General features: G+C 46.1%; 14 protein-coding genes. 8 read left to right on the top strand and 6 right to left on the bottom strand.

The features are described from left to right. Nucleotides 1–76: 76 nt before the first annotated feature. Together AC27G9_RS14395 and AC27G9_RS14390 are read right to left on the bottom strand one after the other, a co-directional pair. Nucleotides 77–505: a hypothetical protein gene (locus tag AC27G9_RS14395; RefSeq protein ID WP_487075129.1), complete on the bottom strand. Its 429-nt coding sequence runs from the start codon at nt 503–505 to the stop codon at nt 77–79. Between the two features lie 93 nt (nt 506–598). After that, on the bottom strand, nt 599–925 hold the full coding sequence (locus AC27G9_RS14390) for an antibiotic biosynthesis monooxygenase family protein (RefSeq protein ID WP_487075128.1): 327 nt from the start codon (nt 923–925) through the stop codon (nt 599–601). 171 nt (nt 926–1,096) lie between these two features. Here AC27G9_RS14390 and zigA point away from each other — a divergent pair, with 171 nt between their 5' ends. Further along, the gene (zigA, locus tag AC27G9_RS14385) at nt 1,097–2,296 is read left to right on the top strand and encodes a zinc metallochaperone GTPase ZigA (RefSeq protein WP_487075127.1); all 1,200 of its coding nucleotides are present in this window, start codon (nt 1,097–1,099) and stop codon (nt 2,294–2,296) included. Nucleotides 2,297–2,316: 20 nt separating this feature from the next. Here the strand turns inward: zigA and AC27G9_RS14380 are convergent, their stop codons facing one another. The 3 genes from AC27G9_RS14380 to AC27G9_RS14370 form a co-directional block, all read right to left on the bottom strand. After that, the gene (locus tag AC27G9_RS14380) at nt 2,317–3,510 is read right to left on the bottom strand and encodes an MFS transporter (protein WP_487075126.1); all 1,194 of its coding nucleotides are present in this window, start codon (nt 3,508–3,510) and stop codon (nt 2,317–2,319) included. A 142-nt stretch (nt 3,511–3,652) separates the two neighbouring features. Continuing rightward, complete coding sequence (locus tag AC27G9_RS14375) at nt 3,653–3,991, bottom strand: cupin domain-containing protein (protein WP_487075125.1); 339 nt, start codon at nt 3,989–3,991, stop codon at nt 3,653–3,655. 75 nt (nt 3,992–4,066) lie between these two features. Next, nucleotides 4,067–7,060, bottom strand: a complete 2,994-nt coding sequence (locus tag AC27G9_RS14370) for an ATP-binding protein (RefSeq protein WP_487075124.1) — start codon at nt 7,058–7,060, stop codon at nt 4,067–4,069. Nucleotides 7,061–7,196: 136 nt separating this feature from the next. On the opposite strand from AC27G9_RS14370, the gene AC27G9_RS14365 reads away from it, so the two are divergent. The 3 genes from AC27G9_RS14365 to AC27G9_RS14355 all read left to right on the top strand — a co-directional run bounded on the left by AC27G9_RS14365 (nt 7,197) and on the right by AC27G9_RS14355 (nt 9,456). Next, a complete protein-coding gene (locus tag AC27G9_RS14365; RefSeq protein WP_487075123.1) occupies nt 7,197–7,769 on the top strand; it encodes a TetR/AcrR family transcriptional regulator in 573 nt (190 codons plus the stop codon). Beyond that, complete coding sequence (locus tag AC27G9_RS14360) at nt 7,766–8,677, top strand: DMT family transporter (RefSeq protein ID WP_487075122.1); 912 nt, start codon at nt 7,766–7,768, stop codon at nt 8,675–8,677. The genes AC27G9_RS14365 and AC27G9_RS14360 overlap by 4 nt, the downstream gene beginning before the upstream one ends. Nucleotides 8,678–8,784: 107 nt before the next feature. After that, nucleotides 8,785–9,456, top strand: a complete 672-nt coding sequence (locus AC27G9_RS14355) for a hypothetical protein (protein WP_487075121.1) — start codon at nt 8,785–8,787, stop codon at nt 9,454–9,456. A 27-nt stretch (nt 9,457–9,483) separates the two neighbouring features. Here AC27G9_RS14355 and AC27G9_RS14350 read toward each other — a convergent pair whose 3' ends face one another. Beyond that, nucleotides 9,484–9,888, bottom strand: a complete 405-nt coding sequence (locus AC27G9_RS14350; RefSeq protein ID WP_487075120.1) for a GtrA family protein — start codon at nt 9,886–9,888, stop codon at nt 9,484–9,486. A 132-nt stretch (nt 9,889–10,020) separates the two neighbouring features. Between AC27G9_RS14350 and AC27G9_RS14345 the strand changes: the two genes are divergently transcribed. From AC27G9_RS14345 to AC27G9_RS14330, 4 genes are read left to right on the top strand one after another with little or no spacing between them, the layout of a single operon-like run. Then, nucleotides 10,021–11,037, top strand: a complete 1,017-nt coding sequence (locus AC27G9_RS14345; protein WP_487075119.1) for a glycosyltransferase family 2 protein — start codon at nt 10,021–10,023, stop codon at nt 11,035–11,037. Further along, nucleotides 11,030–12,454: an ArnT family glycosyltransferase gene (locus AC27G9_RS14340; RefSeq protein WP_487075118.1), complete on the top strand. Its 1,425-nt coding sequence runs from the start codon at nt 11,030–11,032 to the stop codon at nt 12,452–12,454. The genes AC27G9_RS14345 and AC27G9_RS14340 overlap by 8 nt, the downstream gene beginning before the upstream one ends. Next, a complete protein-coding gene (locus AC27G9_RS14335) occupies nt 12,451–13,125 on the top strand; it encodes a response regulator transcription factor (protein WP_487075117.1) in 675 nt (224 codons plus the stop codon). Before AC27G9_RS14340 ends, AC27G9_RS14335 begins: the two co-directional genes overlap by 4 nt. Continuing rightward, nucleotides 13,122–14,375, top strand: a complete 1,254-nt coding sequence (locus AC27G9_RS14330) for a sensor histidine kinase (RefSeq protein WP_487075116.1) — start codon at nt 13,122–13,124, stop codon at nt 14,373–14,375. Before AC27G9_RS14335 ends, AC27G9_RS14330 begins: the two co-directional genes overlap by 4 nt. Nucleotides 14,376–14,387 lie beyond the last annotated feature (12 nt).

Here is a 14,387-nt window from a genome sequence, read left to right as displayed (position 1 = left end):
GTCGCTGTGCTTGTGCTCAGCGACATTCATTCCTCAACGAGCCATCACTGCCCGTCGCAATTACATTTAAGATTGCTTATGAAAAACGAGTATCGAGATAGGTTAACGGTAAAGCGGTATCGGTTGTTTTCCATCCCGACAGTAGAAATCGGTTGGGTACATATGCAGTTGTCTCATACCAAGGTTGGACATCTGGAATAGTGCGGATGTAAACAAAGTGCTTCGCAGATAAATCAGCAGGGAGAAATTCAGCAACTAGCTCGTAATTAGGCGTTTGCTGTTGTTGATGTTGGAAATCACTACCGGCTAGACGCTGCGGTAGTGGCGCTTTGACTGAGTCATGGTCATCGGCTAAGAGTTCGAGGTTATCGCGTGAACCATCGCTGGATATTAAGAACTGGTCGGAAAAATCACCTGCACTTTTTGATTCAAACGCGCTCAAGCCTACTGGAGCCGTAATGAGCAACAACACGGTGATTAGCAATGAAGTCAATGTGTATTTCAAAGTGGCATTCCACTATAGACGCCGATCCAAAGTCACAAATGGGGGCACTCTGCCACTATTCAATGTGTTCATAAACTTTTGGTCTTTCAAAGACTACAACGCGAAAGGTCTGCGTTGCAGATAGTCAGTTTCTACTTCCATTTCAAATAGGACACGTGTCGCATCTAAATCAAGCACACTGCGCATTGCATCTCGCGCTTTTTCGTAACCGTCCGACATGGTGATGTCGTTGGCTTCTCGATACGTTTTTTCATCCGGCCATTGGGCATACGCGATAAATGCCCCTGATTTATCTCTGTGCAACCGAGAGCCCAAACTCCCCTTGAACAAATAGATACCTTGAGTTGTTTCTCCCCAAGCCGTCATAAATGCTTGCTCTTGGCCAGCTTTTACAACGAATTCGAACATCACCACAAACATACGTCACTCCTTGGCTTTCACGATACGCACCATCGCCCGCAGCTACGGCTCTTAAAAATGATACATTATAACAATAACAAAAATGCGTTATACTGAGCTACTCAGACAGTTTTCTCCCAACAGGCTAAGGTAAAAACTGTTGTGTTCAATCCCAAGTCAACGAGTATAACCATGTCCCACAACTTACCGGTTACCGTGCTTTCTGGCTTTTTAGGCGCTGGGAAAACGACGGTACTCAACCATATTCTCACCAATAGAGAAGGTTTAAAAGTCGCCGTTATCGTCAACGATATGAGTGAAATTAATATCGATGCCGCCACGGTTCAAAACGAAATCAGCTTAAATCGCGCAGAAGAGAAGCTCGTAGAAATGAGCAACGGCTGCATTTGTTGTACTTTGCGAGAAGACTTATTAGAAGAAATAAATCGTCTTGCCAAAGAAGGTAAATACGATTACCTAGTCATCGAATCAACGGGTATATCCGAACCGTTGCCTGTGGCAGAAACGTTTACGTTTGCCGATGAAGAAGGCGTCAGCCTTTCCGATATTGCCACTCTCGACACCATGGTAACTGTCGTGGATGCGCTCAATTTCCTCAAAGACTACGACGAAGCCAAAATGCTTCAAGACGTCGGCGAAAGCCTTGGCGAAGAGGACGAAAGAAGTGTTGCAGACTTGCTTGTCGAACAAGTTGAGTTTGCCGACGTTCTCTTGATCAGTAAAACTGACCTGGTTTCCGAAGAAGACTTAGGACGTTTGAAGAGTATTTTGAGCACCTTAAATACTCATGCGGTTCAAATCCCTATTCAAAATGGTGAAGTACCGTTGAAAGAGGTATTGGCAACTGGCCGCTTCGATTTTGAAAAAGCGCAGCAAGCTCCAGGTTGGTTGAAAGAAATGCGTGGAGAGCACGTCCCAGAAACCGAAGAATATGGCATCAGCAGCTTCGCTTACATTGCACGACGACCTTTTCATCCCCAAAAGTTTTATGACTTTTTACACAGCAAAGAAATAGCAGGCAAATTAGTACGGTCAAAAGGCTTTTTTTGGCTGGCCACCCGCCCGCAATTTGCTGGCAGTTGGAGCCAAGCAGGTGGTATGGCTAGATATGGGGCAGCGGGGCTATTTTGGAAAGCCGTGCCCAAAGACCAGTGGCCAGACGATCCTGACTACCTCGCATCCATCGAAGCCCAATGGGTAGAGCCATTTGGCGATATGCGACAGGAATTAGTCTTTATTGGCCAAGGTCTGGACAAGGCCGATATCATTGCGCGTTTGGATGCTTGTTTGTTGACAGAAGAGCAAGTACTAGCTGGTCGAGACGCTTGGGCTGCATTACCTGATCCCTTCCCTAGCTGGGATATCCACTAACCCATAGAGGTGCCGAGTAACTAACTCGGCATCTCATTTATATTACTGTTTTTACTCAATAAAAAAGCAAGAATAAATATTCCCAAAAACAGAGTTAAACTGCTCGCTATGACGCCGAGCCAACCAGCATCAGTCCAGCTTTTCAAGAGTAAGAAGCCACCTGCACTGCCTCCAGCGTAGTAATGCACAAGATAGAATGCACTTGCTGTACTTCGACCGGTTTTCGCGTGTGCGCCTACCCAAGCATAAGCCAATGCATGAACAAAAAACGCGCCAGCGCTTATCAATAGTAGACTGGCAATGATGACCACCACACTATCAAAATAAGCGAGCAGTAATCCCAGGATACTTACCCCAGCCCCCAAGTAAAACCCTTGAATTGCACTGTGACGCTCAGTCCAGTTAGCACTGAGCTTTGCTGTAACGGTCCCCGTCAAATAACACAAGAAAATCAAAGATGTGACACTTGTAGGCAAACTAAACGGTGCTTGCGTAAGGCGAAACCCCAAAACCGAAAACAAGTTAACAAACAGTGCGAAATTCAACCCACCAATAAGCATCGCGAACCACACACTGGTATTGCTAGTGTGTTGGTAGAGCTCGCGAAACAATGTATAAAACGATAGTTTTTTAGATAAGAACACTTGTTCTTTTGGCAACCATTTTTGCAGTATAAGAGCCACTATGAATGTCGCAATCGACAAGACGACAACCGCGAACTGCCAACTGAATAAGTCAGTCAAAATCCCGCCAGTGAGCCTGCCTGCAATGCCACCAAGAGAATTAGCCGCAATATAACCTCCAATCGCTCTCGCCAGCGCATTAGCCGATAGTAATTCAGCCATATAAGCCATAGCGATAGCAGCGAATGCGCCGAGTGCTATTCCCATCAATGCTCTCGCCACCAACAGGGTCCGAAAACTGTCATCAAACAATAACCCGATGTTGATCACTACAGGCAAGTAAAGACCGAGCAGCATGATTTTTTTCCGTCCATAGGCATCGGAGACTTGCGCCCAAAGCACCAAAGACAGTGCGAGTGTTAGCGTTGTGGACGCGAAAACCCAGTTGACTTGTGTCGGCGCCAAATCATAGTCCAAGGCCAGAATCGGCATTATCGGCTGAAACAAATAGAGGTTAGAAAATAACAGGAATGAACCAAGAGACATGCAGTAAATTACACGTCGATATACCTGTGAACCGTATTCAATCATCGAGCATCCTGAAAACGCTGATATGCGCCCAAACCGTCAACAACAAATAACGGTCGGACAAGGAGCCGCTAGTGTATCAGTAAGCAAGCCTCCATCAAACTGAGGAGTCGATTGAGCTAGACCCAAACATCGTTTTCCGCAGTCAGTCACTGTTAGCCTCTCCGGTGTTTATCACGCCTTGTGGCTCAACTAACATTATCTGGCATTCGTCATTGGCATAGGGTTTGTGCTCTACCCCTTTAGGCACAACGAACATTTCCCCTGCATCCACCTTGACGTCACCATCTCTGAACGCAATGTGCAATGTACCTTGCATGACAATAAAGACTTCATCGGTATCATCGTGTTTGTGCCAAACAAACTCGCCTTTTACTTTTGCCAGTTTGAATTGGTAGTTGTTCATTTGGGCTACGACGCGAGGAGACCAATGATCAGAAAATTTAGTGTACTTTTGTGCTAAATTTATTGCTTTATAAGTCATTGTAATATCGGCTCTTTTATAAAGAATCACTAGGGCGTATTGACCCAATTTCACTTAAAGTAGGGCACGGCCTACCTAGCCAACATTTAGCGTATCAGCAATCAAACCATAGAGCTTGTTCAATTCGATGGGTTTACCTAAGTGAGCGTCAAAACCAATGTCGCGATAATATTTAACATCTTCATCCATAATGTTGGCGGTCAATGCGATGATCGGCCAATCTGGGTGCGCTTCTTTTATTTTTTGGCAGGATTCTATGCCATCCATAACAGGCATTTGTATGTCCATAAGTACGAGATCAAACTGCTGTTGATTTGCACAATGCACTGCCTCCAGCCCATCCATCGCCAACACAATCGCGGCACCAGTAGGCTCTAACATCGATTGTGCGATCACCTGATTAATCTCATTATCTTCGACCAACAGCAAAGTGAAACCCGACAGGTCAGGTATCGTTGGTCGACTTGGCGCAGTGTCGATTACGGTTTCTTCCGCTTTTGGTAATGGTAAGTTAACCACAAATCGAGAGCCCAAATCCGGCGCACTATTTACGGCTATCGTACCGTGCATCATATCGATGAGGTTTTTCGATATCGCCATGCCTAACCCGGTGCCGCCGTGCTGTCGCGTTGTAGAGCTATCGCCTTGAACAAACCGCTCAAACAGTTTGCTGACTTGCTCTGGCGTCATCCCCACACCAGTATCTTGCACAACAAAGCTAATCGTTGGCACGCCTTCATTACTGTAGACGCTCAGACTAATATCGACTTTGCCTTTGTCAGTAAACTTCACTGCGTTGGATACTAAATTCAGAAATATTTGCCGCACTCTCACCGCGTCACCTTGCCAATATTCATTGATATCAGGCATGACTTTTTTCATTAATCTAATGCCCTTAGCGTCGGCAGCGGGTTCAACGTCGCGCCACACCGACTCGAATACGCGAATGATTGAAAACGGGGCGGATTCAATGATGAGCATTTTTGCTTCAATTTTAGAAAAATCGAGTATGTCGTTGATGATGGTAATCAGCGACTTCGCTGAATAGATGGATTTTTCGATAAGTTCGCGAGTATTGCGTTTGTTAAAATCACGTTCGAGTATCTGTAAGGTGCCATAGATACTGTTCATCGGCGTTCGAATTTCATGGCTCATGTTTGCCAAAAATTCACTTTTCGAGCGATTAGCCAATTCGGCTTTTTCCTTCGCCTCGCGCAGCGCATTTTGGGTATCAATTAACCCGCTGATATCTTGGATTACACCAACAAAAAGCGATTCCGCGTTTAACTCTACACTTGTCACTGTGATAGTCACGGGGAAGCGCTGACCCTCTTTGTGAATCGCAATGAGTTCGCGAGTTTGACCGAGAATACGATTGACTATTTGCGAATCTGCGCTATTCATGAATAGGTCGTGATGTTGACGAAACTCCGGTGGCATAAGGACGGAGACGTTTTTACCCAAGACTTCTATTTCGCTATGGCCAAACAGTTTAACCGCGGCCGGCGTAAAGCGGCGAATTTCCCCGTTTTGACTAATGACAACCACAGCCTCTCCGAGATTATCCAGCAGTGCCTTTTGCATGGCTAAATTATCCGCGGCCAGCCGTTCACTAGCTTGCAAGGCTTTGAGATTAACCTGTGAATGCTCCCAATACTGAAGCGTCGTACCTAAAAGTAACGCCAAGACTATGCCAATAAATAACGTGATTTCCGGTAGGCTCGAACGATAGTCTTTCAGCAAATCGGGCTTTGGATAAACGTGCAGCGAATAGCCAGCCATCGCTAGCTGACTCTGTACCATTTCTTTGACGCTTCCCTCTGCGTGTTCCCCCGTCTCAGTTTCAAAAATGACTTCGCCTTTGAACTGAATTTCGACTCGAAATTGCCGAGAATATCCCTCACCAAAAATATAGTTAAAGAACGAGCGCACGTTGAATACACCTAGCATATAGCCGTCAAACTCGCCCGTATCCATTAACAGAGGCGATACCATTAAGATTCCTTTGTTCCCCTGCACCAAGTCAACGGGAGCAGAAATCGTGCTGGTGTCGGCTAACCGAGCGCTTTCGAGCATTTCTCGACGATTAGATTCAAACATCAAATTGAGATTGAGAGCCGATTCGTTACCCTTTAGCGGCTCCACCCAACGTACAATCCCCCTGGAATCGACTCTTTCTATTGCCCGATACCAGTTCATATCCAGGATCATATTTCTGGCATCGCTAGCCCAAACATGTTGAGGAATGCGTCCAGCGTCTTCCCATCGAATCGCCATTCGTTCCAGTTCCTGAAGCGTTCGAACGTAGTGCTGATTCGTTTCTGATACCATTTCCCTCATGCTTTCACGCATATGAGCGTAGGCATTACTCGCTTCATAGACAATCATGGCTTGCCACACGAAAACACAGCTCACACTTGCCAAGATGACACCAACGAATTTGTAAGCCGATGCCGAAGGCAACAAGCGTTGATTGAAATAGGTAAAAATACAGCTTCCCGAATACGCCACAAAGCCAATAGACGTGTGTGCCGACATCCCTACCCAGCTACCCGCGTAAAGCCGAAATTCAACACCAAACAACACACCAATCAGAGGAACCAGTGCAATGGATAAGCAAATGAGTGCCAACCATAAGGCTTTTACATTGAGTAATAAGCCGCGATGACTGTATCGAAAGCCAACGACATTAATTGCAGCACAAATCATAAAACACAGTGCGGTAATCGGCGACATTTGGTCGACAAAAACATCCGCTTTACCCAGTGGCAGTATGCCAAAAAACGACTCTACGTTACTGCGCACACCAATAACGTACTCCAGAAAAGATAAACTCGCGAGGCTACCGCAGATGACAGTGAGGAAAAACGCGAGCCGATTGTACTGAGCAAGCTTGGCAAAGGTCGCTAATCCTAGAACGACAAACAGAAAGGCTGTCAAAAACTGCATTAGAAAAAAGCTTGGCGGTAACTGCAATTCCGTGAACGTCACGCCAAACCACCCACTAATGACAAGTATTCCAAGGAGAACAATGAGTCCTGATGATACTGTTGAAACCGACTTATCCATAAATCTTCGGCGCCAAGTGTAATGAGTTTGAGGGTAACCTTAACTATAGAAAACTCGCGCCCAAGTGCAATTTTGCTTGATATTAATTTATATTTCTTTACATTCTAGGTAGACCAGTCTGTCTAATTTGATCATTATGAACGCAAAACGCAAAATTTTGGAAGCCGCCGCCACGCTGTTTTATAACGATGGTATTGCCGCAACGGGGATTGACCGCATCATTGCGGAGGCAGGTGTGGCGAAGATGAGCTTGTATAACAATTTTGGCTCGAAAGGAGAGTTAATCGCGGCTTACATTCGTGCTCGTCATAATGAGTGGTTGGCCTTGTACCATAGCCGATTGAAGAACGCTTCCACCCCAAGAGAATCCATCTTGGCGATATTTATGGCTTACCAAGATCACGCCGAGTTTGACTATGACAATGGATTCAGAGGCTGCGGTTTGCTCAATGCCGCCGCCGAAATGCCAGCTAATAGCCCTGGAAGGCTTGCGGTGAAACGCCACAAAGATGAAGTTCACGCTTTCATAACACAACATTTAACTGAAATGATTAGCGATCCCGCTTCGCGCAAAGACATATCAACGCTAGCAAACCATTTGGCCTTCTTGCTTGAAGGGGCTATCTCGCTTGCTGGCCTAGCCAGTGAGAGCGATAAAATGACAAGTGCCTATGATATTGCAGAGCAGTTGCTGAGTCCTTATTCATGACACATCGCCATTCCCAATTTGGTGTGTTCGCTATTGTTATCGCCTCTTGTTTGTGGGGCACAACGGGCACTGCAGCCACCTATGCCCATCAAGTGCATCCGATTACTATCGCCGCCATCACTATGGGCGTCGGAGGCTGTTTGTTAGCTTTACTGTCCATTGATGCAATTCGCTCGCATCGCTGTAGGTTGAAAGAAGAATGGCGACTTTTGCTCGTCGGGGCAGGTTCAATTGTGATCTACCCACTGGCTTTTTATAGTGCAATGGAACTCGCTGGTGTCGCCATTGGCAACGTCATTTCTATCGGCTCCGCCCCTATCTTCACTGCTATGCTAGAACGCATTTTCGACCATACAAAGCTCAGCAAAAAATGGAAAATGAGCGCACTACTCGGCCTAATCGGGGTGATGCTTTTGTCTTTTGCTAAAGCAAAGGTTGGCGATAACCCAATTGGTGATAACAGCGCCTTTGGCATACTGTTAGGATTAACCGCAGGCCTGAGTTATGCGACCTACTCTTGGGTCGGGCACAGACTAATCAATAAGGGAATCAGTTCTAGAGCTGCGATGGGGAGTCAATTTGGTATTGGTGGCATAATGCTACTGCCAATTTTAGTGGTAACCGGCAGTACAGTTTTCCAGACTACGACCGGGGTTTATGTTGGCCTTTATATGGCTGTAGTGCCAACCGTCATCGCCTACAAACTGTTTGGCTATGGTTTAACACAAGTGAAAGCGAGTACGGCAACTGTTATCACCTTGCTTGAGCCTGTGATTGCAACGTTGTTGGCGGTAACCATTGTCAATGAAACGATTGGGCTACAAGGCTGGTCTGGTATAACAATGATTCTCGGTAGTCTAATAGTGATAATTTGGCCCAACCACTCGCGAAATAAGCAACAAATGTGAAATTTCGCGCTTTTGATAACAATCTAGGCTAGGTCATACCATTATATGCAACGATAAAAGTATCATACACGTTATACTAAAGACTAAAGCTGTTTCAAAGGTATCTTATGCGTTCACTATTTTTAATGACATTGGCGTTGTTAGCCAATGCTGCACTCGCCCAAGACGACGCGCCGGAAGAATTAGGCCCGCTCGATCCAGATTATATTGGTGTACATGGAATGGTACTGATGACGGCTGACTCAACCATGTACGCATCGCATATGCCTTTGTACCACAAACCTCACGACGCCCAAATTGTTTACAGCGTCTCGACGGACACTAGCGCGGTTCTGATTATGGTGAAAGATGCTGACCTAGTCACAATAAAACCAGAGCGCTTCAACCTAGAGCGCCTCAAACGCGGGGAATCATTTTCAGTAAAAGCTGATGTGTATCTTGGCCATTTTGAGCGCGGCGGCATGCCTACTCATGAACAAGTGACCATTACGTTTGAGGAACAAATCTACTTGCGAGAATTAAAAGACTTACCTTCTGCCACGAACTCTCATGTCTACGACAAAGTGCCCCTGAGTGGCAGCAAACATATGTTGATCCACCAAATTACGCTTCCGCCGAGTTTCGACCAACAGATCTTGTTGTACGACGACCAAAGTTGTATCACAAAGATTCGCACTGGCGACCCTGTACCCAAACAAGGACAAACCTTTATGGCTCTGGCAATGTGTGGCCCTATGAAGCCGCTTTATTTTGAAACTCAAGACTTCAGAGCGCACTAACGAAGCAAAAACATATGCATAGCGAGTTCACGGAAGACCTCTGCTATCGCTTAGCTTGAATCGCGCTCGGTTGTTTAGGAAGATATGCTTAGCGCAAATGTAGTTTGCCCCCAAGCCCACGAGTACTCCGAAAACAAAACTGAAATACACATCTGCGCCTATTGCCACAAGTAGAGAAAAAACACCGAAATTCAGTAAACCCGTTCCATGGCAAGCCACGACATATCGTATCAGTGATGGCCAACGCCTTGTTTGTTGTTGGCGTTGAAATGAAAAAAAGTAGTGTCCTGCCCACGACAACACAACGGCAACCCAAAAACTCAATATTCTCGAATAAAACGGATGTGCTAAGTACCATTCGACCAGTGCGAACACACCGATATCGACAATAAACACACCACCGCCAACGATACAAAATCGAAAGAACTGCACGCTTCACCACCGTAATTCTGTTGTAGATGAAGACTACGCGCATCCCTGTCCAAAAATTGTCAGTCGAGAGGCACATTTTTTAGACATTCACAGTGCTAACGTGGCTCAGTATTCACAAAAATGAGATAACCCATGCAGTTAATTTCCGCTCCTCTATCAACCAAAGGGCGCAGCCGCCGCGCCAACATTGATTTGAGCATCATTGTGCCTGTTTTCAATGAAGAACAAGTACTGGGTGTGTTCCATCACGAGTTATGTCGGGTAGTTTCGACGTTAACCCAAAGTCGCGTCGAAATTATTTATATTAATGATGGCAGCACTGATAAGAGCTGGGCAATTATGCAAACCTTAACCTGTTTGTTTGCCGATATTCACGTGGTAAATCTCAGTCGAAATTTTGGCAAAGAAGCGGCGATGACAGCAGGGTTTGACTATGCAAAGGGGGACGCTGTCACCATCTTGGATGCCGACCTACAAGATCCACCGAGCCTACTCCCCATGATGCTTGCTAAGATGGAACAAGGTTTCGATATCATCAATATGAAACGCCGCAGCCGGAGCGGCGAGTCTTTTTTCAAGACGTTCTCAGCGAAACAATTTTATCGACTATTGCAATGGTTATCAGATTCCCCAATGGCATCAGACGTGGGAGATTTTCGCATGTTAAGCAAGCGGGTTGTCGAACACCTAAGAGCATTGCCAGAGCGAAGCCGCTACATGAAAGGACTCATGAGTTGGCCTGGATTTAAGCAAACGACCCTGACGTTCGACAGGCCAAAACGCCGTGCAGGAGAGACAAAATGGCCACTGATTAAGCTCATAGGTCTAGCCCTTTCGGGTATTACTGCTTTCAGTGTGAAGCCCCTTCGACTCGGCATATTCGCAGGCAGCATAGTGTCGCTCAGCGCATTTGTGTATGGCGGATGGGTTGGCGCTAAAACCTTGTTATTCGGTGAACCCGTAGCGGGCTTTCCCACCCTTTTGTTGATTCAGCTCTTTCTGGGCGGCGTGCAATTAATTGCTGTGGGTATTGTTGGCGAATATGTGGGTAGAATTTTCGTCGAATCAAAAGGCAGGCCTGTGTACTTGGTCATGGACAGTGACTCCAAAACCGCCCTCGCCTTCGCAGAGGCGAAAGCCAATGGCTAACGAACGTGCTCATCTCGTAACGCCTTTACTCATCATTGTGGTAGGGCTTCTACTCACTCGATTTTTCGCCATGTATGGTTTACCGCTTTTCGATACTACCGAAGCTAGGTATGCAGAAATTGCTCGAATCATGTTTGAAACCAATAACTGGATTACGCCGCAATTTGATTACAATGTACCGTTTTGGGGAAAGCCCCCCTTTCATACTTGGCTAAGTGCCACAGGATTTACCTTAGTGGGCGTATCAGAATTCAGCGCTCGCCTGCCGCATTTTTTATGCGGCCTTATGGTGATCGTTTTAGTGTTTCATTTCTGTCGCCAACACCTGTCGTTTTCGGCCGCCTTCGTCGCTGTCCTTGCGTTAGTCTCCAGCCTCGGTTTTATTGTCAGTATGGGCATGGTCATGACAGATACTGCACTATTGCTGACTATTACACTCGCCATGCTTAGCTATTGGAAAGCTTTTGCCCAAGGCGATAGGTATTTTCATGGTCATCTATTTTTCGTGAGTCTTGCTCTGGGCATGTTAGTCAAAGGACCTGTCGCAATAGTACTTGTAGGCATTGCCTTGCTGTTGTGGGCACTCTCAACCCGAAACCTTAAACGAGCCTTTACGGCTTTACCGCTGATTTCCGGTACCTTGCTGTTTGTCACATTGACAGTGCCCTGGTATTGGCTGGCTGAAGTGAAAACGCCGGGATTCTTGGAATACTTCCTACTGGGCGAGCACTTCCAACGCTTTGTGGTTTCAGGCTGGGAAGGGGATCTGTACGGTACTGCTCACGACAAACCGCGAGGCACGATTTGGTTGTATTGGCTGGTAACTGCCTTTCCCTGGTCATTTTTGCTAATCGGTGGCGGAATGTGGAAGGTCATATCGTCGGCTACTTGGAGCTCGGGCCATCCCCTACTCACGCGTTACCTCGTGTGTTTTATGCTCGCGCCAATGATGTTGTTTACACTCTCTGGCAATATTCTCACCGCTTATGTGCTACCGGGGTTTAGCGCTATGGCCATTTTGATAGCGCAGCAATTTACTCTCAATAAACGACTATTGAGCGGTGCCGCCGTGACATGGGTTTTACTGATTAGTGTTCTGTTGGCTTACTACCAAGGTGCCTTTAACAAAACGTCAGAGGAGCAGTTGCTTACAAGTAAGCATTTTGATTTCGAACACATCCCATTGTACTACTGGCAAGAGCGCCCTTTTTCAGCTCGCTTTTATTCTAACGGTACTGCGCGATTACTCGAGACTAGTGATGCCCTGCAACAAGTCATATCATCTGAACCCGCGTTTTACCTAGCCTCCGCACCTATTGCTGCTGAAAAGCTCAAACAGCAAACGAAAAACCTGAACTGTCGAGAAGAAAATCAGACTAATACCCGAGTATTGTGGTTATGCGAGGTCAAACGGTGAAATTGCTCTTAATCGAAGATTCCAAACCCATTGCAGAATTAATTTTCGACTTTTTCGAACACAAAGGATGTGAGTTGGATTACGCCATGACAGGCCGACAGGGCCTGTGGCTGGCAATGGAAAATCGCTATGACTGTATTATCTTAGACCTTATGCTACCGCAAATAGATGGTTTAAGCGTTTGCAGTGAATTGCGTAAAAACAACGTCGATACACCGATTATTATGCTCACTGCGCGAGACACTGACGAAGACATGCTCACTGGGTTTCGAACAGGCGCAGATGATTACATTGTTAAGCCCTTTGATTTGGAGGTGTTAGACGCAAGATTGACGGCTGTAGTAAGGCGAGCCAGTCGAGATGCGTTTAAGCAACAATTAACTTGTGGCCCACTGATGATGGATTTAACCACCCACCAAGTCTTCCACGGTGAAACCAGCCTAGCCTTGAATCCATCCTGTTACCGCATTTTAAAGTTGCTGATTCAAAGATATCCGTCACCAGTATCACGAGATGACATTACATCGGCAATTTGGACAGACGAACCGCCAGAAGACGATGTCTTGCGAAAACACATTTACCAGCTTCGCAAAGTTGTCGACAAGCCGTTTGGCACCGCGATGATCAAAACTTTGCCCAAAGTGGGCTACGCTATCGAGGCCGAGGAATGAAAACCGCCCACACCAAACGCCCGGAGTTCAGTGCCCTGATCATCCGCGTTTTTCTACTCGGCGCGGGTTTTATGCTGTTGTTTTACGCCATGTTTTTTAGACTTTCGATGATGAAAACAGAAAACATGGTCATCGAGCGTCGTTTAAGCATAGTGGCATCACACCATTTCAACTCGTACAGACAAGGTGTTCGTGGCGATATCACCATTGATCCATTGCTGACCTTATACGACAAATTTGAATCGCTCCCCACTATGATTCGAGGAAAAGTAACCCCTAATTGGACGGGGTCGATGCACATGACATTTGACGATGATTCCGAGCTTCAGTTGTTTGCTTCAGAAATTGCCACGCCTGATGGGAATAGAATAGTTTATGCACTCGAAAATTCTGATGCCGTTGAGTGGAGTGACGCGAATTTTGTGTTGTTTGAGCTACTATTGCTGGCGTCCGGAATCCTATTGTTTCTGCTCGTTTGCTTTTACATTGTGAAAACTGTCAGGCAAATTACGACACCAATAAATGAGCTAGCCATGACACTATCAACCTCTGATGCTAACGCATTTAAACCCTACCAAGTGGAGCCAGATTCTACATTTGAATTCGCTCGAATTGTTCGAGCCATTAATGCCTACAATATGAAGCAAGCTCAACAACTCGAACGAGAACGTTCTTTCACGCGTTATATAAGTCACGAGCTGCGTACCCCCATGACGATCATCCGCGGAGCGCTAAGTAATATGCGTACACAAGGTGTAGACAGTAAATACCTGTCGAGGATAGACGATGCCAGTGAACAAATGGCATCGTTGACCAACACCTTTTTATTGTTAGCCAGAGAAGGCGCGCTTAAAAAGGAGCGCGTGCATGTTGACTCAACGTTTCTCGATAAAATAAACCAAGATATCGAAGATAAAATTGCCGCCAATCACGTGGAATGCTATTGGCAACTACGAGCACCTTTCACGCTAGCCGCTCATCCATTGTTGCTAAAAGCAGCAATACAAAATTTGCTACTCAACGCCCTTGGTTGCTCATTTGAAGGCAAAGTTGTTGTGCTCGTAGACAGCACTCGAATAGACATTGTCGATAATGGCACTGGGCTGGGAGATAAACCGCGAGAATACGAAGGCTTCGGCATTGGCCTCATTTTAGTCCGGGATATATGTGACAAGTACGATTGGCAGTTTGAATTAGCCGACAACGAAACTGGCGGGTGTACCGCGTCAATCGTATTTCATACAGAGTAAAAGCGACCAACA

The sequence above is a fragment of the Alteromonas sp. 5NS40-0096 genome, assembly GCF_057544385.1.
The sequence above is the reverse complement of the archived record's forward strand: the minus strand, read 5'-3'. Positions and strand labels throughout refer to the sequence as shown.

Bases quoted from the DNA above. Each gene is read 5' to 3' on its own strand.
- AC27G9_RS14390 (WP_487075128.1), bottom strand. From the start codon at position 925: ATGTTTGTGGTGATGTTCGAATTCGTTGTAAAAGCTGGCCAAGAGCAA.
- zigA (WP_487075127.1), top strand. From the start codon at position 1,097: ATGTCCCACAACTTACCGGTTACCGTGCTTTCTGGCTTTTTAGGCGCT.
- AC27G9_RS14380 (WP_487075126.1), bottom strand. From the start codon at position 3,510: ATGATTGAATACGGTTCACAGGTATATCGACGTGTAATTTACTGCATG.
- AC27G9_RS14375 (WP_487075125.1), bottom strand. From the start codon at position 3,991: ATGACTTATAAAGCAATAAATTTAGCACAAAAGTACACTAAATTTTCT.
- AC27G9_RS14370 (WP_487075124.1), bottom strand. From the start codon at position 7,060: ATGGATAAGTCGGTTTCAACAGTATCATCAGGACTCATTGTTCTCCTT.
- AC27G9_RS14365 (WP_487075123.1), top strand. From the start codon at position 7,197: ATGAACGCAAAACGCAAAATTTTGGAAGCCGCCGCCACGCTGTTTTAT.
- AC27G9_RS14360 (WP_487075122.1), top strand. From the start codon at position 7,766: ATGACACATCGCCATTCCCAATTTGGTGTGTTCGCTATTGTTATCGCC.
- AC27G9_RS14355 (WP_487075121.1), top strand. From the start codon at position 8,785: ATGCGTTCACTATTTTTAATGACATTGGCGTTGTTAGCCAATGCTGCA.
- AC27G9_RS14345 (WP_487075119.1), top strand. From the start codon at position 10,021: ATGCAGTTAATTTCCGCTCCTCTATCAACCAAAGGGCGCAGCCGCCGC.
- AC27G9_RS14340 (WP_487075118.1), top strand. From the start codon at position 11,030: ATGGCTAACGAACGTGCTCATCTCGTAACGCCTTTACTCATCATTGTG.
- AC27G9_RS14330 (WP_487075116.1), top strand. From the start codon at position 13,122: ATGAAAACCGCCCACACCAAACGCCCGGAGTTCAGTGCCCTGATCATC.